Raw genomic sequence first — 19,012 nt, forward strand, 5'->3', positions numbered from 1 at the left:
GTCACAGGTAGCGGTAAACGTCCTCGGTCGAGAGGCCCCGGCCGAGCATGAGCACCTGCACCCGGTACAGCAGCTGGGAGATCTCCTCGGCGAGGCGCTCGTCGGACTCGTGCTCGGCGGCGATCCACACCTCGCCCGCCTCCTCGAGAACCTTCTTGCCCTGCGCGTGGACACCCGCGTCGAGTGCGACGACGGTGCCGGAACCGTCGGGACGGGTACGCGCGCGCTCGGCAAGCTCGGCGAACAGCTCATCGAAGGTCTTCACGGTCTGCAGATCCTTCCATCCCCGTCCCGGGCCCGCCCCTCCGGGCCGTCCGCGTGCCGCCGATGTCACACCGCCGGACCACGGCCGGGCGATTTCGATCCGGATCCGCCCGCCGGCCGACCGACGTCGAACGGGCGGGACCGGCTCCGTCCTCCAGGCAGAAGGTGGGCGACGGGCTCGCCGAACCCGAAGGGACAGGCCGATGACCAAGGTGATCGCGGGCGCGAGCATGTCGTTGGACGGCTTCATCGCGGGGCCGGACGAGACCGGCTTCGAACATCTCTTCCGCTGGCTGGGCAGCGGCGACGTCGAGGTCCCGACCGCCGATCCCGGGCACACCTTGCGGATGTCCGCGGTCGATGCCGAGTACCTGCGCGAGCAGTGGGACAGCACCGGCGCCATCGTCGTCGGACGGCGGCTGTTCGACTTCACCCGCGGCTGGGGCGGGTCGCATCCGATCGGCCGCCCCGTCGTGGTGGTCACGCACCGGGTGCCGGAGGGCTGGGACGACACGCCGTTCACGTTCGTCACCGACGGGGTGGCGAGTGCGGTCGAGCGTGCCAGGGCGCTGGCCGGGGACGGCTGGGTCGGCGTCAACGGCGGGACGATGGCACGACAGTGCCTCGAAGCCGGGCTGCTCGACACGATCGGCGTCGACCTGGTTCCGGTGCTGCTCGGCAAGGGCGTCCCGCTCTTCGGCGAACTGGCGAACGCCCCGGTCCGGCTCGGCGCGCCCCAAGTCGTCGAGGGATCAGGCGTCACCCATCTGCGATACGACGTCGTCCGGTGAGCCCGCGCGGTTCAGAACAGCGTGCCGTGTTCCTGCTCGAAGTCGAGCAGGTAGCGCTTCCGGTCCAGCCCGCCGCCGTAGCCGGTGAGCGAGCCGTTCGCGCCCACGACCCGATGGCACGGGACGATGATCCCGATCGGGTTCTTCCCGTTCGCGAGGCCGACCGCGCGCGACGCCGAAGGCTTGCCGAGCAGGTCGGCGAGCTGGCCGTAGGACCGGGTCTCGCCGTACGGGATGTCGCACAGCGCGGTCCAGACCAGCCGTTGGAACGGGGTCCCGCCGAAGCTCAGCGGGAGGGTGAATTCGTGGCGCTGTCCCGCGAAGTACTCCTTCAGCTCGGCCTCGGCGCGATCGAAGATCTCGGCGCCGGGTTCGCTCCGGCCGAAGGTGGTCTCGTCGGGGCGATGCCGCTGCCGCTCCATGTAGAGCCCGCAGAGCGCGTCGCCCTCGGCGACGAGGGTCAGCGGGCCGCACGGGCTGTCGACCACGGTGTGGGAACGCATGGATTCTCCTTGCTGGATAAGAAAGTCAGGCGGCGGGCAGGTGGTTGATCGGGTGATCGCCGGTCGCCCACAGATGCTGGGTGGCATACGCCCGCCAGGGACGCCACGACTCGGCGTGCGTGGTCATCGCCGCCGGGCTGCCGAGCCCGAGCGCGACGCCCGCGTTCTTCACGCCGAGGTCGGTCGGGAGGAACGCGTCGGGATCGCCGAGCGACCGCATCGCGATGCTTTCGACCGTCCACGGGCCAAATCCGGGCAGGGCCGACAGCACAGCCCTCGCCTTTCCCCAGTCGCTTCCGGCGCCGAGGTCGAGTTCGCCGAAGGTCAGCGCGTCGATCAGGGCGAGCAGGGTGCGGCGACGACTCTTCGGCATCGCGAGCGTCGCCGGGTCGAGGTCCGCGAACGCCTCGGCGTCGGGGAACAGGTGGGTGAGCCCACCCTCGGGATCGTCGATGGGCGTGCCGTGCGCGACGACGAGCCGGGACGCGTGCGTGCGGGCCGCCGCCGTCGACACCTGCTGGCCCAGCACGGCCCGGACGGCGAACTCGTCGCCGTCGGTGGTCCGCGGGACGCGGCGGCCGGGCGCGGCCGCCACGAGCGCGGCGAGCACCGGGTCCTTCGCGAGCTGATCGTCGACCGCGACCGGGTCGGCGTCAAGGTCGAGCAGGCGGCGGCAGCGGCTGATCGCGGTCGCGAGGTCCCGCAGGTCGGTCAGGGTGAGGCGGCAGCCGATGAAGCCGTCGTCCGGGCGGAGGGCGACGACACCGTGCCCGTGCGGCAGCCGGAGTGTGCGGCGATACGCGCCGTCACGCCACTCCTCGACGCCGGGCACCGCGGTGGCGACCAGATGGCCGAACAGGTTGTCCGGGAACAGCGGGGCCCGGTAGGGCAGGCGCAGGGCGAGCGTGCCCGCCGACTGTTCCGTCCGGCCGCGGGCTCGCCCGCGCAACTCCGTCGGGGACAGCGCGAACACTTCGCGGACGGTGTCGTTGAACGTCCGGATGCTGCCGAAGCCTGCCGCGAGCGCGAGTTCGGCCATCGGCAGTTTTGTCGTCTCGATGAGCATCCGCGCGGTCTGGGCGCGCTGCGCCCTGGCCAATGCCAGTGGCCCCGCGCCGAGTTCGGCCATCAACTGCCGCTCGATCTGCCGGACGCTGTAGCCGAGGCGCGCCGCCAGCCCGCCGACGCCGTCGGTGTCGACGACCCCGTCCGCGATCAGGCGCATCGCCCTCGCGACGAGATCGGCGCGTTCGTTCCACTGTGGAGAGCCGGGGCTGGCGTCGGGCCGGCACCGTTTGCAGGCACGGAATCCGGCCTGCTGCGCCGCGGCCGCGCTCGGGTAGAAGCGCATGTTCTCCGGCTTCGGGGGCACGACCGGGCAGCTCGGACGGCAGTAGATCCGCGTCGTCGTGACGGCGGTGTAGAACCATCCGTCGAACCGCGCGTCCTTCGCCTGGACCGCCCGCACACACCGCTCGAAGTCTTCATGCACCCGCCCAGCATCGCGGACCCACGACGAGCGGGCTAGCGAAAATGCGACATGTACGTGAAGGGCGCCGAAAGGCCGCTCATCGTCACCTTGACGAGCCGCGGCGCGCCTCGCTCCAACGGCGAGGGCAACTCCAGCAGCCCGTCGACCACATCACGCAAGGTGCCTTCCCGCCGCCACACGACTCCACCCACACTGTCGCACCGGAGCGCGTACGCGTCGGTCGTGTACCTCACCGCGATCGCATCGGCCCAGCCCTGCGGCCAAGGACGGACACCCCGCACCTGAACGACTTGACCGTCCACCAGCGTCGGGAAGAACGCCCACCCGGCGTCCCGCAGGTCGATCAGTCCCCGCAACTCGGGAAATTCGTGGAGTGCCGCTCGTTCCGCATCCCTCACCGGGCCACGCCGCCGCAATGCTGGCATGAAGCCGACGTCGCGAGCCCGCGGCGCGCCAACCACTCGGCCGCCGGCCGCCGCAGCATCTCGTCGTCCCACACAGCGCTGCTGCCCGCCACGATGATGTCGACGAGCGGCTGCGGACTTTCGAACACCTTGTCGCCGCGCGCCGGGTCGGTCAGCCCGGCGATTTGTATGGTCACTTCACGCTGTCCTAAGCTGGGCATGACGAAGCCCTTCTGCGAACCGTTGGGTTTTGACACCGGACCTCGGCGGCTGCAACCGCCGGGGTCCTTCTTGCTTCAGTCGCCGCCGAAACCAGCTGCAACCGGCTTCGGCAGGAGTCTCACGTAGCGGCGATCACGTCCTCCACATACGCGCGGAAGTCCGCATCCACCAACGCACCGGATCTCAACGCGTCGAAATGCGTGATGTAGTCCGCGACCTCAGTGGGCGCCCGAATTCTCAGAGTTCTCGTCACCGTTGTGACAAGCACCAGGGCCTCATCGTCGATCGTAGGATCGCCCAGAATACTGAAACCGTGGTACTGATGAACCTGTTCGTCAGCCGCGAAAGGAATTACACCGAAGCTTACATTCGATCGCCGCGAGAGCTCTACGAGTTTCTTCAGCTGCGATCGCATCTCGTCTTCGGATACGAGCTGTCGACGAAGAGCGAACTCCGACACAAGCAGTTCGAATCGCTTGGCTTCGTCATCGAGAACGGCTTGACGATTCAGCCGTTCCTGTACGATCTCGTCGAGGTTTTCCGCCACGCCGCTGTCCCGCCCGAGTCGGAACACCGCCTCGACATACGCGCGGGACTGAGCCAGCCCCACCACGAGTGCCGGAGCAAACACCCTGACCACGGAGGCCGATGATTCGAGTCGACCGATCTCTTCCTGCTTCCGGCGGCGACCAGGAGCCAGATCACGCTTAAGCTCGACCGCCTCATACCCGGCTTGCCGCGCGATGGACACCAGCTCTTGCCGGACATCCGCGTCCGCTCCGGTGGCGTTCGCCCATTCGGTCACGAAGTCCGCATCCGGCAGCGTCCGGCCCCGCTCGGTCTTGGAGATCTTCGACTGCGAGCAGCCGAGGCGCCGGGCGAGCTCGGTGGTACTGAGACCGGCCGCCTTGCGCAACGCCAGCAACGCCGACGCAAGGCGGTCACGATCGGTTTCAGCGTAGTTCATATAGTGAGCTTGACATCCCTGGCGGCAAGATAGTCGTTCAGCGGCACCGCATGTCGCAAAGCAGTATCGCGCATCTTCAGATAAGGACCGACATCATCGGTTCGTTCAGGATGCAGGAAGTGGCCTTCATCGTCGTAGACCATCCGGACCGCGATTTCGTCGTCCATGAGCCAGAAATCTTCATGGAGATCCTGTAGCTCTTCGTGCTCATGACGATCGACGAGATAGGTCTCGATCCCGAAGACGTCGGTCTCCAGATAGCTGCTGATCTCGAAACGGACGTAATCCGAAAGCGGCCAGTCGAGAATGTGCACCCGGTACCGGCGATAGCCTTGTGCCGCCCGCTCCTGAACCTCGGCCAGCCACGGTGTGTTCTCGGGTGTTCGCAACGTTCGAGGCTCTCCAGCGCGCCATTTTGCCAAGGCCGCTTTCTCGCCAGGTACCAGATATTGAGGCAGCGTCTCCAGCCGAAACGCGGACCTAGTCGACCGGTCCATGATCTCGCCAAGCTCATCGAGGTTCATCGTCACCGCCCCAAATCCGCTCCCCGAACCAAGCTCCGACTGATCCGAACTGCTCGTTCTCCCGGGCCAAGAGGAACCGGCGACGGATGCATATCGACACCGACGATGATCACCTCCTCCATGCTCTGGTCGTCCTCCCATACACCCGGACAAGTGTTGCGATCATCGCACTGTCCTGCCAGCCGACGCAGCGCCATGGACCCTCCCAAGGTCTAGTCTCAACTTAAAAGCCTAAGAGTGGGACTAGACCGGGGCAAGTCAACGATCGAGTGACGGGCCGGATGACCTACCCGATCGGGTGACCTTGCGCTGGAGCGCGCTCCAGCTCCTAGCGTCGGAGGCATGCCCACTCCCCAGCGCAAGATCGGCTCCGGTTTCGGCGCCACCAGTACCGCGGCCGAGGTCCTCGCGGGTGCCGGCCTGTCCGGCAAGCTCGCCGTCGTCACCGGGGGCTACTCCGGAATCGGCCTCGAAACCACCCGGGTACTGGCGGCCGCCGGCGCCCGCGTCGTCGTTCCCGCGAGGCGACGCACCATCGCGGTGGAAGCGCTTACCGGCATCGCCGACGTGGAGGTCGACGACCTCGATCTCGCCGACCTCGACGGCGTCCGCGCCTTCGCCGACCGGTTCCTCGCCACCGGGCGGACCATCGACATCCTGATCACCAGCGCCGCGATCATGGCGAACCCGGAGACCCGGGTCGGGCCCGGCTGGGAAGCCCAGTTCGCGATCAACCACCTCGGCCATTTCGCGCTCGTCAACCGGCTGTGGGCCGCGATCGCCCCTGGCGGTCGCGTCGTCTCGGTTTCCTCGCGGGGGCACCATTTCTCCGGCATCCGCTGGGACGACGTCCACTTCGGACACGGTTACGACAAGTGGCAGGCCTACGGCCAGGCGAAAACGGCCAACGTGCTGTTCGCCGTCCGCCTCGACGAACTCGCCCGCGACCGGGATGTTCGCGCCTTCGCCCTGCACCCCGGCCGGATCGACACCAACCTCGTGCGGTTCCTGACCCGGGAGGAACTGATCGAGCTGGGCGTCCGGGACACCGACGGCAATGTCATCGGCGAGACCAAAACGCCGCAGCAGGGGGCCGCGACCCAGGTCTGGGCCGCGACCGCGCCGCAGCTGGCCGGGATGGGCGGCGTCTACTGCGAAGACTGCGACATCGCCGAGCCCGCCCCTGCCGACAGCGCCCGGGTCGGGGTCCGCGACTACGCGATCGACCCGGAGCAGGCCGCGCGGCTGTGGGACTACTCCGCCGAACTCACCGGGGTGAACGCCTTCGCCTGACCCTGCCCGCGGCTCAGGGAGCTCAGGGAAGCAGCGCGGCGAGCGTCGCCGTGTCCAAGCCGACCAGGGAATCGCGGAACACCCGCCGCTCCCCCGCCTCGACCTCGACGTCGTTGGGCACGACGAGCACGGTGCAGCCCGCGGCGGCCGCCGACGCCGTGCCCGGCGGCGAGTCCTCCACCGCCACGCACCGCTCCGGGGGCACCCCGAGCAGCCCGGCCGCCTTGAGATAGGGCCGGGGGTGCGGTTTGTTCAGCCCGTCGACCTCGTCCCCGCAGACCGTGGCCTCGAAGAACTCGCGGCCGATGGTGTTCAGCGCCAGATCGGTCAGCTCGCGCTCGGTCGAGGTGACCAGCGCCATCGGGACCCCCGCGGAACGCAGCTCCGCCAGTGCCTCCCGCGCGCCAGGACGCCAGGGCAGCGCGTCGTCGAAGAGCCCGGAGGTGCGGCGGCGGATCCACTCGTTGGTCTCCGCGACCTTCTCCGGTGTCACCGTGTTCCCGGTCACTTCGAGCAGGCACGTCGAGGTGGCGTCCATATTGGACCCGACGAGGGTCATCCGCCGCTCTTCCGAGAGCGTGCCGCCCAGCCATTCGGCCGCCTCGTAGAGTGCGACGTCCCACAGTTTTTCCGAATCGACGAGCGTGCCGTCCATGTCCCACAACACGGCGGCGAGTCCGTCCGATGTGGACGGTGAGGCCACGGGTCCCCCTTCGCGGGTCAGGTGTTGAAATACTTCGCTTCCGGGTGGTGACAGACGATCGCGTCGGTCGACTGCTCCGGGTGCAGCTGGAACTCCTCGGAAAGCTTGACGCCGATCCGTCCCGGCTCCAGCAGCTCCACGATCTTCGCACGGTCCTCCAGGTCCGGGCACGCCCCGTACCCGAGGGAGAACCGGGCGCCCCGGTAACCGAGCTTGAAGAACTCCTCGACGTCGTCGGGATCCTCCTCGGCCACCGCAGTGCCGCTCGCGAAGCGCAACTCCTGCCGGATCCGGCAGTGCCAGTATTCCGCCAGCGCCTCGGTGAGCTGCACGCCGAGCCCGTGCACCTCGAGGTAGTCGCGGTAGTTGTTGCCGGCGAACAGCTCGTTGGCGTAGTCGGCGATCGGCTGGCCCATCGTGCACAGCGTGAACGGCACGACGTCGACCACGCCCTCCTCCAGCGCCCGTTCCCGAGGCCGGTAGAAGTCCGCCAGGCACAGCCGCCGGTCCCGGCGCTGGCGCGGGAAGGTGAAGCGCGTCCGCTCCGGCGCGTCCGGGCGGGGCTCGGTCAGCACCACGACGTCGTCGCCCTCGGCCACACACGGGAAGTAGCCGTAGACCACCGCGGCGTGCGCGAGGACGCCGTCCGCGGTCAGCTTGTCCAGCCAGTACCGCAGCCGCGGCCTGCCCTCGGTCTCGACCAGTTCCTCGTAGGTCGGCCCCGCGCCGCCGCGGGCGCCCTTGAGCCCCCACTGCCCCATGAACGTCGCGCGCTCGTCGAGCATCGCCGCGTAGTCGGCCAGCGCGACGCCCTTGACCACGCGGGTGCCCCAGAACGGCGGCGTCGGGAGCGGAACGTCGGTGGCGACGTCGGAGCGTGCCGACGGCGGCTCTTCGAGTGCCTCCTGCTCGGCCTGCTTCGCCTTGCGGGCCTCGGCGATCCGCAGCGAGCGCTCCCGGCGTTCCTTGCGCTCCTGCCGCTTCTTCTCGGCCTCCGCGTCCACGATCGGCGTCTCGCCGCGTTTGGCGGCCATGATCGCGTCCATCAGCCGCAGCCCTTCGAAGGCGTCCCTGGCGTAGCGGACGTCGCCGAGGTACAGCTCGGTCAGATCGTTCTCGACATACGAGCGGGTGAGCGCGGCACCGCCGAGCAGCACGGGCCAGCGGGCGGAGACGCCGCGGGAGTTCATCTCCTCGAGGTTCTCCTTCATGATCACCGTCGACTTCACCAGCAGCCCGGACATGCCGATCGCGTCGGCGCCGGTCTCCTCCGCCGCGTCGAGGATCGTGGTGATCGGCTGCTTGATCCCGAGGTTGACGACCTCGTACCCGTTGTTGGACAGGATGATGTCGACGAGGTTCTTGCCGATGTCGTGCACGTCGCCGCGTACGGTCGCCAGGACGATGCGGCCCTTGCCGCTGTCGTCGTCCTTCTCCATGTGCGGTTCGAGGTGCGCGACCGCCGCCTTCATCACCTCGGCCGACTGGAGCACGAACGGCAGCTGCATCTGGCCGGAGCCGAACAGCTCGCCGACGGTCTTCATCCCGGCCAGTAGCGTGTCGTTGATGATCTCCAGCGCGGGCCGCTGCGTCAGCGCCTCGTCGAGATCGGCGTCCAGCCCGTTGCGCTCGCCGTCGACGATCCGCCGTTCCAGCCGCTCGAACAGCGGCAACGCGGCCAGCTCCTCCGCGCGGGAGGCCTTCGACGACGCCGTGCTGACGCCCTCGAACAACGCCATCAGCGCCTGCAACGGGTCGTAGCCGTCCCGGCGGCGGTCGTAGACCAGGTCGAGCGCGACCGCACGCTGCTCGTCCGGGATACGCGCCATCGGCAGGATCTTCGACGCGTGCACGATCGCGGTGTCGAGGCCCGCCTGGACGCATTCGTGCAGGAACACCGAGTTCAGCACCTGGCGGGCGGCCGGGTTGAGCCCGAAGGAGACGTTCGACAGCCCCAGCGTGGTCTGCACGTCCGGGTAGCGCCGCTTCAGTTCGCGGATCGCCTCGATCGTCTCGATCGCGTCCTTGCGCGACTCCTCCTGGCCGGTGCAGATCGTGAAGGTCAGGGTGTCGATGATGATGTCGCTCTGCCGCAGGCCCCAGTTGCCGGTCATGTCCTCGATCAGCCGCGCGGCGATCTCGACCTTCTTGTCCGCGGTGCGGGCCTGGCCCTCCTCGTCGATGGTCAGCGCGACCACCGCGGCGCCGAACTCCCTGGCCATCGCCATGACCTTCTGGAAGCGCGACTCGGGCCCGTCGCCGTCCTCGTAGTTCACCGAGTTGATCGCGCACCGGCCGCCGAGGCGCTCCAGACCGGCGCGCAGCACTCCGACCTCGGTGGAGTCGAGCATGATCGGCAGCGTCGACGCCGTCGCGAGCCGTCCGGCCAGCTCCGCCATGTCGGCCTCGCCGTCCCGGCCGACGTAGTCGACGCACAGGTCGAGCAGGTGCGCGCCGTCGCGGGTCTGGTCGCGGGCGATCTCGACGCAGTCCTCAAAGCGGCCGTCGAGCATGGCCTGGCGGAAGGCCTTGGAGCCGTTGGCGTTGGTCCGCTCGCCGATCATCAGCACGCTGGCGTCCTGCTGGAACGGCACGGCCTGGTACAGCGACGACACGCCGGGCTCCGGGCGCGGACGGCGCTCGGCGGGCCGCAGCCCGGCGACCGCCGCAGCGAGCTGCCGGATGTGCTCGTCGGTGGTACCGCAGCAGCCGCCGACCAGCCCGACGCCGAATTCCTCGACGAACCCGGTCAGCGCCTCGGCCAGGCCTTCCGGGCTCAGCGGGTAGACGGCGCCGTCCGGCCCCAGCTCGGGCAGTCCGGCGTTCGGCATGACCGACAGCGGTACCCGCGCGTGCTTGGACAGCTGCCGCAGGTGCTCGCTCATCTCGGCGGGCCCGGTCGCGCAGTTGAGCCCGATCAGGTCGATGCCCATCGGCTCCAGCGCGGCGAGCGCGGCGTTGACCTCGGTGCCGAGCAGCATCGTCCCGGTCGTCTCCACGGTGATCGAGGCGATGATCGGGATACGCCTGCCCTCGGCGGCCATCGCGCGGTGCGCCGCGATGATCGAGGCCTTCGTCTGGAGGATGTCCTGGGTGGTCTCGACGATGACCGCGTCCGCGCCGCCCGCCACCAGACCGCGGACCTCCTCGACGTAGGCGTCACGCAGAGTGGTGAAGGGGGCGTGCCCCAGTGTCGGCAGCTTCGTGCCGGGGCCGACGGAGCCGAGGACGAACCGTGGCCGCTCCGGCGTCGAGAACTCGTCGGCCACCTCGCGGGCCAGGCGGGCTCCGGCCTCGGCGAGTTCGAAGATCCGCTCGGGGATGTCGTATTCGGCCAGGTTCGCGTAGTTGGCACCGAACGTGTTCGTCTCGACGAGGTCCGCGCCGGCCGTCAGATACCCCCGATGGATACCGCGGACTACATCCGGACGGGTGATATTCAGTATCTCGTTGCACCCCTCCAGACCTGCGAAATCGTCCAGGCCGAGGTCGTGCGCCTGCAGCGCGGTCCCCATCGCACCATCGGCTACCAGGACCCGGGTGCGGAGCGCGTCGAGTAACGGCGAGGTGAGGCGATCGGACATGCTGAACAGCGTACGGCGGCAGCGTCGTAGGCTGGTCAAGTGAGTGAGCCCGTCGACGAAACCCAGCGATCCGGTGAACCGGGCAGCGCCCCGGAGCACGATCGCGCCGAAGAGAACCGCCCCCTGATGGTCGTCGCCTTCGAAGGCTGGAACGACGCGGGCGACGCGGCCAGCAGGGCGGTCGAGCACCTGCAGCTCAACTGGGACGCCACCGCGCTGGCCGAGCTGAGCCCCGACGACTACTACGACTACCAGGTCAGCAGGCCCACCGTCCGCATGGTGGACGGGGTCACCCGGCGGATCGACTGGCCGACCACGCGCCTGTCGGTGTGCCGTCCGGACGGGCTCGACCGCGACGTCATCCTGGTACAGGGGCCCGAGCCGAACATGCGCTGGCGGGCGTTCTGCGCCGAGCTGCTCGAGCACATCCAGCAGCTCGACGTCGCCGTCGTCGTCACCCTCGGCGCGCTGCTCGCCGACACCGCGCACACCCGGCCCGTGCCGGTCACCGGGACCGCGTACGACAAGGAGACCGCGTCCCTGTTCCACCTCGACCTGAACAACTACCAGGGCCCGGTCGGCATCACCGGGGTCCTGCAGGACTACTGCGTCCAGGCGGGCATCCCGGCGGTGTCCATCTGGGCCGCGGTCCCGCACTACGTCTCGCACCCGCCGTCGCCGAAGGCCACCCTCGCGCTGCTGCGCAAGCTCGAGGACGTCCTCGACGTCGAGATCCCGCTCGGCGCGCTCCCGGAGCAGTCCGAGGAGTGGCAGCGCACGGTCACCGAGATGGCCGACGAGGACGAGGAGATCAGCGAGTACGTCCGCGGCCTGGAGGAACGCGGCGACGCGGAAAGCGAATTCACGCTGGAAGACGTGAGCGGCGACAAGATCGCCGCCGAGTTCGAGCGCTACCTGCGCCGCCGCAGGCCGGGACAGGACGGCCCCGGCCTGCGCTGAGCGGTACCGCCGGGCGTCAGGACGGCCAGAGGATGCGGCGCAGCGGGACCGGGCCACGGGCCCGCTTGCGCCACTCGCGCGGATAGCCGAGCGACACCTCCTCGAACCGGACGCCGTCCGCCTCGGTCGTGCGCGGGATGTGCAGGTGCCCGTAGACGGCGACCTCCGCGCGGTAGCGCAGATGCCAGTCCTCGGTCCGGGTCGTCCCGCACCACAGCGCGAACTCGGGCCAGTAGAGCGGCGCCGTCGGGTGCCGGTGCAGCGGCCAGTGCGACATGAGGATCGTGCCGTGCTCGGCCGGGATCGCGTCGAGCCGCTCGATGCTGGTCTTGAGCCTGTCCGCGCACCAGGCCTGGCGCGTCGGGTAGGGGTCGGGGTGGAGGAAGTACTCGTCCGTGCAGACCACCCCGGCGTCGCGGGCCTGCTGCAACGCGACCTCCAGCGGCTTGCCCTCGGCGGCGGGCGTGCGCCAGCTGTAGTCGTAGAGCACGAACAGCGGAGCGATCGTCAGCGGGCGCGCCGCGTGCGGCCACACCGGGAACTCGTCCTCCGGCGTGAGCACGTCGATCGCCCGGCAGCGCTCGACCAGGTGCTCGTACCGCGCCTGGCCACGCAGCTGGCATTCGTCCTTGCCGGTGGTCCACAGCTCGTGGTTCCCCGGCGTCCAGATCACCTTCGCGAACCGCTCGCGCAGCACCCGCAACGTCTCGATGACCGACTCGGCCCGTTCCGCGACGTCCCCCGCGACCAGCAACCAGTCGTCCGGGGATTCCGGGACGACGTCGTCGACGATCGGGGCGTTGCCCTCATGGGTCACGTGGAGGTCGCTGGTGGCGAAGAGATGTGGCACTCCACCACGGTAACCATCCCGGCGCCGGACGCGACGGTGAACGACGAATCGCACACACCGAAAACCCGCGAACGCGGTCCTGCCGAGCCCTAGGGTGTCGGCCATGGACGCGGAAGACTGGCTGGCGGACACTCGCACGTCTTACGACACGGTCGCTGTCAGTTACGCCGATCAACTCCGTGGCGTTGTCGACGGCGCGCCGTACTTGCGGGCGGCGCTGGCCTTGTTCGCCGACGCCGTGCGGGCGGCCGGGGACGGACAGGTGGCGGATGTGGGCTGCGGGCCGGGGCACGTCACCGCCCACCTGGCCGGGCTGGGCCTCGACGCCTTCGGCATCGACCTCTCCCCCGCGATGATCGAGGTGGCCCGGCGTGACCATCCCGGTCTCCGGTTCGCGGTCGGGTCGATGACCGACCTGGATCTCGCCGACGGTTCGGTCGCCGGTCTCCTCGCCTGGTGGTCGCTGATCCACCTGCCCGACAGCGTGGTGCCGTCGGTTTTCGGGCATTTCCGGCGGGTGCTGCGCCGCGACGGGGCGCTGCTCATCGGCTTTCACGTCGGGCACGAGGTCCGGCTGAAAACCACGGGCTACGGCGGGCATCCCATGAAGGTCCAGGTCCACCACCGGCAGCCCGAGCAGGTGGCGGACTGGCTGCGTGACGCCGGATTCACCGTCGAAGCCCAGCTGCTGCTCGACCCGGACGAGGACGTCCCGCAAGCCCTGCTTTTCGCCCGCCTCCGAGGAGCGCCGGACGATATTCCCACCTCCGCCTAGAAGTCCGGTGCGCGACGAGCACGATCAGGCCCGCCAGAAGGTAGAGACCCGCTTGGGCGTCGAGCAAAGCCGCCGAGCCGACCACCGGGATCAACGCGCCCGTGAGCAGCGCGCCCGCCGACAAGCCCGCGGAAACCACCGCGAACACCGTGCTGAGCACGCGACCCGCCCGCTCCGGCGGGACGACGCTCTGGACCTCGGCGAGCTGCCCGGCGCCGACCAGGACCGCCGGTGCGCCCACGGCCATGAACAGCCCCGCATACACCCCGATCGCCGTCGTCACGGCCGCGAGGTTCCAGATCACTGCGGACAGCACGCCCATGGCCAGCGCACCCCAGCCCAGTAACGCGACGGGCGCGATCCGGCGGGCGATCGTCGCCAGCGCGAGTCCGGCCGTCAAGCCCCCGATCGCCTGGACACCGCGCAGCAGACCGGCGTCGGCTTCGCTGCCGCCCAGGGTGTCGAGCACATAGACCACGAAGAGCACCAGGAACATGCCCTGGGCCACCGACCCGAGCACCACCGCTGCGCCGACCGGGCGGAGCCGCCTGTGCCGGGCCACCTCCCGCAGACCGTCCAGCCAGGCCCGGAGCATCGGCTCGGGCACCGCGGCGCCTGGGGTATTTTCCTTACGGCCGAACGGTTTGAGCAGGAGAATCACCGCCAGCGCGAGCGCGGCGACGTACCCGGTCACCACCGCGCCGAGACCGGACGCGCCGAGCAGCGCACCGCCGAGCCAGCCTCCGGCCAGCCGTGCGACGTTCCCGTTGACGCTCATCAGGCCGTTCGCCGCGGTGACCTCGCCGACGCCGACGAGCTGCGGCACCAGCGCGCTGCGCGCCGGTTCGAACGCCGCGGCCAGTCCCGCTTGCGCCGCCATGACGACGTACACGACCGCTGCCCCGGACAACGACAGCAGCGGCAGCACCACGAGTGCCTGGCCCACGGACACCGCGCACATGACCAGCCGCCGGTCCCACCGATCCGCGACCACTCCCGCGAGCGGGCTCAGCAGCACCATCGGCAGCATGCCGAGCACGATGCTCAACGCCGTCGACGTCGCCGAACCGGTGGTGCGGAACAGATGGACCGGCAGGGCGACCTGGAGCATCCACTCGGCGCTTTCGGCGAAGAACGCCGCCACCCACAACCGCCCGAAACCCGGCTCCCCCAGCGGCCCCCTCACGCGTCCGGCCGCCCGTCCGGCGCGATCCGCGGGAAGGCTCGCAGGCCGACGTGCACCGGGCGCGCGTCCTCCGGAGCGTCCGTTCTGATCGCTCCCACGTACGGCCGGACCAGCGCGTCGATCGCGTCCGTCAGCCGGGCCAGCTCGGCCGGGGTCACCCGCAGCGCGTAGGTGCTGAGGCCGCTCGCGTCCCGCCACGCCGGCTCCAGCTCGTCCACGGTGTCCAGGAATCGCCGGGTCAGCTCCTGCTCTCGCGCGAGCGCCGTGCCGACGACCGCGAGCCGGGCCCGCCGTGAGGCCGGGTCGTCCAGATCGCCCAGATCGAGACCCACCTGGCAGGCCTGCCAGGGACGTTCGCGGCCGTCCTCGGCCTCGGCCCGCTCCACCAGGCCGTACTGCGCGAGCTGCCGGAGGTGCCAGCTGCAGTTCGACGCCGTCGACCCGACCGCGGCCGCGCATTCGCTCGCCGTGCGCGGGCCGACGGCCATCAGGTGATCCAGGACCGCGGAGCGCAACGGATGGGCCAGCGCCCGCATCAGCTCCACGTCCTCGATCCGCTTGCGCGGTGGCAGCCGAGTCATCGATCCCCCATCTGAAAGGCTTCTTTCGAAATTATCCTTTCAGAGTTGCAGCCGATCTGCGAGGTGTCAACGGCTTCCGATATCCTTGCCGTGTCAGTCACTGCACAGGGCAGCGACTGCCTCCGTTCGCTACTGCTTTGGACGCCGACGTGCCCGACCAGCGAGAACTCGCGACAGCCGCCGCGCTGGCGCTTCCCCACTTCCTCAGCTCCACCGTGCGGTTCCACGCCGCCGTCGCCGAGCGCCTCGGGGTGACCGCCACCGAGCTGCACTGCCTGCACCTGGTCAGCGGCGGCGTGTCGGATTCCCCGACCGAGCTCGCGGGCCTGCTCGGCATGACCACCGGTGCCTTCACCCGGATGCTCGACCGCATGGAGCGCGCCCGGCTCGTCGAACGCGTCCCGGATCCGGCCGACCGGCGCCGGCTCGCCGTGCGGCCACTCCCCGACCGCCTTGCCGAACTCGCCGAGCTGTACGCACCGCTGGCCCGGTTCTTCGGCGACCGGCTCGGCGGCTTCGACCGCCGCCAGCTCACCGCCCTGCTCGGGTTCCTTGCCGACGGCCGGGCGATCGCCGAACGCGAGACGACGCGGCTGCGGGAATCACCCGGCCACGTGACCCGCGTCATACCGAGTTGACTAACTCTACTGGTGTTGCGTTAAGCTGACCGCACTATGAGGAACTGAACCGCGCCCCTCCCCGCTTCCGAGGCCGCGCCCGGTCGAGCCGACGCTCCCGTGCGCCACGACGCCCGGTGGGGATTCCCGCATTCCACCCAGGGCTCGGTGATGCTCCATGTCTCGTACGCTTTCCTTGCAGGCCAACGACCTCGTCTTCGGCTACGGCGCCCGCGTCGTACTCAACGGCGTCTCGATCACCGCTTCGGCCGGCCAGCGCGTCGGCCTCGTCGGCGAGAACGGCGCCGGGAAGTCGACGCTGCTGCGGCTGCTCGCCGGGCTCGAAGAACCGCGCTCCGGGGAGATCCGGCGCGGCGAGGACCTCGGCTTCCTCCTCCAGGAGCTGCCGTTCCCCGCCACGGCCACGTTCTCCGACGTCATCGACGACGCGCTCGCCGAGATCCGCGCGGCCACCGTGCGGCTCGACGAACTCACCGCCACGATGGCGGAGCGGCCCGACGACGTCGCTGTGCTCGAGGAGTACGGCCAGGTGCTCGACTGGGCGCAGGCCCATGATCTGTGGGACGCCGACCGGCGCGCCGAACTCGTCTGCGACGGGCTCGGACTCGGCGGAATCGACCCACGGCGGGAACTCGGCACGCTGTCCGGCGGCCAGCGCTCCCGGCTCGGGCTCGCGGCGCTGCTCGTCCGCCGTCCCGAGACGCTGCTGCTGGACGAGCCGACGAACCACCTCGACGACGCGGCGATGGAGTTCCTCGAACGCCATCTCGCCGAACTCACCGGCGTCGTGGTGCTGTCCTCGCACGACCGCGTGTTCCTCGACGCGGTGTGCACGGACATCGTCGATCTCGACCCGGCCCCGGCGGATCGCCTGGTCGGTGGCGCGACGCGCTACGGCGGCTCGTACTCCGCCTATCTCGGGCAGAAACGGGCCGAACGTGCCCGCTGGGAGCAGCGGTACGCCGAGGAACAGGAGGAGCTCAAAGAGCTTCGCGAGACTGTCGCGGTCACCGCGCGGAACGTCGCCTACGGCCGAGGACCGAGGGACAACGACAAGTTCATCCACCACTTCAAGGGCGCACGCGTCCAGAAGACGATCTCCCGCCGGGTGCGCGACGCGCAGCAACGGCTCGAGGACCTCGAACGCGATCAGGTCCGCAAACCACCCGCTCCCCTGCGCTTCGCCGCCGCGCTGACCGGCAAGGCCACCGGGGACGGACCCGCCATCTCGGTCCGCGAGCTGGAGGTCCCCGGACGGCTCAGCGTGCCCCGGCTCGACGTCACCGGCGCGGCCCGGCTGCTCGTCACCGGCGGCAACGGCGCGGGCAAGTCGACGCTGCTGTCCGTGCTGGCGGGGCGGCTCACGCCGGCGAGCGGAACTGTCCACTTCGGACACGGGGTGCGGGTCGGGATGCTCGATCAGGACGTCGAGTTCGACGATCCGGCCAAGACCGCGCATCAGGTCTACCGGGAGGCGCTGGGCGAGCAGGCTCCGCCGATGAGCCGGCTCGGCCTGCTCGCCTCCCGCGATCTCGGGCGGCCGGTCGGCGCGCTCTCGGTCGGTCAGCGTCGTCGTCTCGCGCTCGCGGTGCTGCTCGCCCAGCCGCCGGACGTGCTCCTGCTCGACGAGCCGACGAACCACATCTCGCTGGCACTGGCCGAGGAGTTGTTCGCCGCGCTGGGCTCGGCACCCGGCGCGGTGGTGATCGCCTCGCACGACCGCTGGCTGCGCCGGGACTGGACCGGTGACCGGCTCGAACTCGCCGACGGCAAGATCGCGTAGCTCAGTACTGGTACCGGCTCACGGTTTCCGGGTGGATGACGAGACGAACCAGCTCCGAGGCCTCGAGCCCGGCGAGATCCTCGGAGCGGGCCGGGTCGTCGAGATCCCAGTAGCGAGCGGCCAGGCGGGCGGCCAGTTCGTGGGCTCCGCCGGGTTCCACCGTGGTGCGCCCGGCGACCGAGAGCCAGCGTTCGCGTTCACCCACCGGAGCGGCGACGACTATCGAGGCGCGGGGGTCGCGGCGCAGGCGCCGCACCTTGAGCGCGTCCGGCTCCGTGAACAGCTGGATCGTGCCCTCGGCGGTGGCCTCGAACCACACCGGCCGAGGTTGCGGCGGGAGCGGCCCCGCTGCCACGGACAGGAATCCGTGCAGCGGGCGCCGGAGAAACTCGAGATCCTGGGGCGTCAGCGAACTGGTGTCGGTACTCATGACGCCGATTGAACACGCCCGGCTCGGACGAGCCCATAGGTAGAAAGCCGGATCGCCTGTGTATTCGTCTAACCTCGTCGAGGTGGACGCGTTCAGTGATCTGATCCGCGGGGTCCGAGCCCACGGCTCGTTGTTCGGCAGCTCGACCCTGTCCCCGCCCTGGGCACTGCACTTCGTCGACGGTGCGCCGCTGACCCTGTGCACCCTCCTCACCGGAGCGGGCTGGATCGTGCCGGAGCACCATCCACCGGAACCGCTTCGCGCCCGCGAGACGATCATCGTGCGTGGTCCCGCGACGTTCACCTTCGTCGACGAGATCGGCACCGCGGCCGAAGCGGTCGCCTGCGGCGAGTTCTGCGCGACACCCGAGCAGGGCGGGACCACGCACCGGCTCGGCTGGCACGACAACGACGAGGAGGCCGATCGCGCCCCCGGTGCGACGACCCTGATCGTCGGCGCCTATCCGGTACGCGGCGAGATCAGCCGCCGGCTGCTGGACGCGCTGCCCGTCGTGCTGCGCGTGGACGCCGACAGCGCCGCGGACGCCGTACTGGACCATCTCGCCGCCGAGGTCGCCGTCGACGCGCCGGGTCAGCAGGTCGTGCTCGACCGGCTGCTGGACTGGATGCTGGTCTGCACGCTGCGCGAGTGGTTCGACCGGCCCGGCGGCGAGCCCCCGGCCTGGTGGGCCGCGCAACGGGACCCGGTGGTCGGCCACGCGCTTCGCCTGCTGCACGCCGAACCGGCGGCGCCATGGACGGTCGGCGCGCTGGCCGAACGCACCAGGGTGTCGCGCTCGACGCTGGCCAAGCGGTTCGCCGAGCTGGTCGGCGAACCACCCCTGGCCTACCTCACCCGCTGGCGCATGACGCTCGCGGCCGATCTGCTGGTCGAGCAGGAGACGGCGACCATCGCCGATATCGCCCGCACAGTGGGGTACGCCGACCCGTTCGGGTTCAGCGCGGCGTTCAAACGCGTCCGTGGCACCAATCCCAGCGAGTACCGGCGTGCCGCCGCTTCCCGGATCGGCTTGAACGCTTGATCAGCAGGCCGTTTATCAGC

20 protein-coding genes are annotated in these 19,012 nt (G+C 70.0%); 7 read left to right on the forward strand and 13 right to left on the reverse strand.

Going from position 1 to position 19,012, the window contains the following annotated elements; genetic code table 11:
- Position 1 precedes the first annotated feature (1 nt).
- Positions 2 to 265, reverse strand: a complete 264-nt coding sequence (locus tag ACFWX1_RS06760) for a phosphoribosyl-ATP diphosphatase (RefSeq protein WP_013226745.1) — start codon at positions 263 to 265, stop codon at positions 2 to 4.
- Between the two features lie 202 nt (positions 266 to 467).
- Here ACFWX1_RS06760 and ACFWX1_RS06765 point away from each other — a divergent pair, with 202 nt between their 5' ends.
- Positions 468 to 1,055 (forward strand): dihydrofolate reductase family protein, encoded by a 588-nt coding sequence (locus tag ACFWX1_RS06765; RefSeq protein WP_378384589.1) that lies wholly within the window; start codon positions 468 to 470, stop codon positions 1,053 to 1,055.
- An 11-nt stretch (positions 1,056 to 1,066) separates the two neighbouring features.
- On the opposite strand, the gene ACFWX1_RS06770 is transcribed toward ACFWX1_RS06765, so the two are convergent.
- From ACFWX1_RS06770 to ACFWX1_RS06795, 6 genes are all read right to left on the reverse strand, one after another.
- Positions 1,067 to 1,558 carry a methylated-DNA--[protein]-cysteine S-methyltransferase gene (locus ACFWX1_RS06770; protein WP_378384591.1) on the reverse strand — a complete coding sequence of 164 codons (492 nt, stop codon included), beginning with the start codon at positions 1,556 to 1,558 and terminating at the stop codon, positions 1,067 to 1,069.
- 25 nt (positions 1,559 to 1,583) lie between these two features.
- Positions 1,584 to 3,050, reverse strand: a complete 1,467-nt coding sequence (locus ACFWX1_RS06775) for an AlkA N-terminal domain-containing protein (protein ID WP_378384593.1) — start codon at positions 3,048 to 3,050, stop codon at positions 1,584 to 1,586.
- A 32-nt stretch (positions 3,051 to 3,082) separates the two neighbouring features.
- A complete protein-coding gene (locus tag ACFWX1_RS06780; RefSeq protein WP_378384595.1) occupies positions 3,083 to 3,406 on the reverse strand; it encodes a hypothetical protein in 324 nt (107 codons plus the stop codon).
- 38 nt (positions 3,407 to 3,444) lie between these two features.
- Positions 3,445 to 3,651, reverse strand: coding sequence for a hypothetical protein (locus ACFWX1_RS06785; protein WP_378384597.1), 207 nt, complete (start codon positions 3,649 to 3,651; stop codon positions 3,445 to 3,447).
- Positions 3,652 to 3,794: 143 nt separating this feature from the next.
- Complete coding sequence (locus ACFWX1_RS06790) at positions 3,795 to 4,643, reverse strand: helix-turn-helix domain-containing protein (RefSeq protein WP_378384599.1); 849 nt, start codon at positions 4,641 to 4,643, stop codon at positions 3,795 to 3,797.
- Positions 4,640 to 5,167, reverse strand: coding sequence for a DUF6879 family protein (locus ACFWX1_RS06795; protein ID WP_378384791.1), 528 nt, complete (start codon positions 5,165 to 5,167; stop codon positions 4,640 to 4,642). The genes ACFWX1_RS06790 and ACFWX1_RS06795 overlap by 4 nt, the downstream gene beginning before the upstream one ends.
- A gap of 342 nt (positions 5,168 to 5,509) precedes the next feature.
- Here ACFWX1_RS06795 and ACFWX1_RS06800 point away from each other — a divergent pair, with 342 nt between their 5' ends.
- A complete protein-coding gene (locus ACFWX1_RS06800) occupies positions 5,510 to 6,460 on the forward strand; it encodes an SDR family NAD(P)-dependent oxidoreductase (protein ID WP_378384601.1) in 951 nt (316 codons plus the stop codon).
- Positions 6,461 to 6,482: 22 nt separating this feature from the next.
- Here the strand turns inward: ACFWX1_RS06800 and ACFWX1_RS06805 are convergent, their stop codons facing one another.
- Entirely contained in the window at positions 6,483 to 7,163 is a 681-nt protein-coding gene (locus tag ACFWX1_RS06805) for an HAD family hydrolase (protein ID WP_378384603.1), read from the reverse strand.
- A gap of 17 nt (positions 7,164 to 7,180) precedes the next feature.
- Positions 7,181 to 10,747 carry a methionine synthase gene (gene metH, locus ACFWX1_RS06810; RefSeq protein WP_378384605.1) on the reverse strand — a complete coding sequence of 1,189 codons (3,567 nt, stop codon included), beginning with the start codon at positions 10,745 to 10,747 and terminating at the stop codon, positions 7,181 to 7,183.
- Positions 10,748 to 10,786: 39 nt separating this feature from the next.
- On the opposite strand from metH, the gene ACFWX1_RS06815 reads away from it, so the two are divergent.
- Entirely contained in the window at positions 10,787 to 11,707 is a 921-nt protein-coding gene (locus ACFWX1_RS06815; protein ID WP_378384607.1) for a PAC2 family protein, read from the forward strand.
- Positions 11,708 to 11,723: 16 nt separating this feature from the next.
- Here ACFWX1_RS06815 and ACFWX1_RS06820 read toward each other — a convergent pair whose 3' ends face one another.
- A complete protein-coding gene (locus tag ACFWX1_RS06820; RefSeq protein WP_378384609.1) occupies positions 11,724 to 12,557 on the reverse strand; it encodes a metallophosphoesterase family protein in 834 nt (277 codons plus the stop codon).
- A gap of 103 nt (positions 12,558 to 12,660) precedes the next feature.
- Here ACFWX1_RS06820 and ACFWX1_RS06825 point away from each other — a divergent pair, with 103 nt between their 5' ends.
- Positions 12,661 to 13,332: a class I SAM-dependent DNA methyltransferase gene (locus ACFWX1_RS06825; RefSeq protein WP_378384611.1), complete on the forward strand. Its 672-nt coding sequence runs from the start codon at positions 12,661 to 12,663 to the stop codon at positions 13,330 to 13,332.
- Here ACFWX1_RS06825 and ACFWX1_RS06830 read toward each other — a convergent pair.
- Together ACFWX1_RS06830 and ACFWX1_RS06835 are read right to left on the reverse strand one after the other, a co-directional pair.
- Entirely contained in the window at positions 13,226 to 14,518 is a 1,293-nt protein-coding gene (locus ACFWX1_RS06830) for an MFS transporter (protein ID WP_378384613.1), read from the reverse strand. The genes ACFWX1_RS06825 and ACFWX1_RS06830 overlap by 107 nt on opposite strands.
- Positions 14,515 to 15,099 (reverse strand): ArsR/SmtB family transcription factor, encoded by a 585-nt coding sequence (locus ACFWX1_RS06835; RefSeq protein WP_378384614.1) that lies wholly within the window; start codon positions 15,097 to 15,099, stop codon positions 14,515 to 14,517. The genes ACFWX1_RS06830 and ACFWX1_RS06835 overlap by 4 nt, the downstream gene beginning before the upstream one ends.
- A 149-nt stretch (positions 15,100 to 15,248) precedes the next feature.
- Between ACFWX1_RS06835 and ACFWX1_RS06840 the strand changes: the two genes are divergently transcribed.
- Complete coding sequence (locus ACFWX1_RS06840; RefSeq protein ID WP_378323152.1) at positions 15,249 to 15,737, forward strand: MarR family winged helix-turn-helix transcriptional regulator; 489 nt, start codon at positions 15,249 to 15,251, stop codon at positions 15,735 to 15,737.
- A 157-nt stretch (positions 15,738 to 15,894) separates the two neighbouring features.
- The gene (locus ACFWX1_RS06845) at positions 15,895 to 17,520 is read left to right on the forward strand and encodes an ABC-F family ATP-binding cassette domain-containing protein (RefSeq protein ID WP_378384616.1); all 1,626 of its coding nucleotides are present in this window, start codon (positions 15,895 to 15,897) and stop codon (positions 17,518 to 17,520) included.
- A 1-nt stretch (position 17,521) separates the two neighbouring features.
- Here the strand turns inward: ACFWX1_RS06845 and ACFWX1_RS06850 are convergent, their stop codons facing one another.
- A complete protein-coding gene (locus tag ACFWX1_RS06850) occupies positions 17,522 to 17,950 on the reverse strand; it encodes a pyridoxamine 5'-phosphate oxidase family protein (RefSeq protein ID WP_378384618.1) in 429 nt (142 codons plus the stop codon).
- A gap of 82 nt (positions 17,951 to 18,032) precedes the next feature.
- Here ACFWX1_RS06850 and ACFWX1_RS06855 point away from each other — a divergent pair, with 82 nt between their 5' ends.
- Complete coding sequence (locus tag ACFWX1_RS06855) at positions 18,033 to 18,992, forward strand: AraC family transcriptional regulator (protein ID WP_378384620.1); 960 nt, start codon at positions 18,033 to 18,035, stop codon at positions 18,990 to 18,992.
- Positions 18,993 to 19,012 lie beyond the last annotated feature (20 nt).

Origin of the sequence: Amycolatopsis sp. NPDC059021 (assembly GCF_042739895.1) — a bacterium.
Taxonomy (GTDB): Bacteria; Actinomycetota; Actinomycetes; order Mycobacteriales; family Pseudonocardiaceae; genus Amycolatopsis.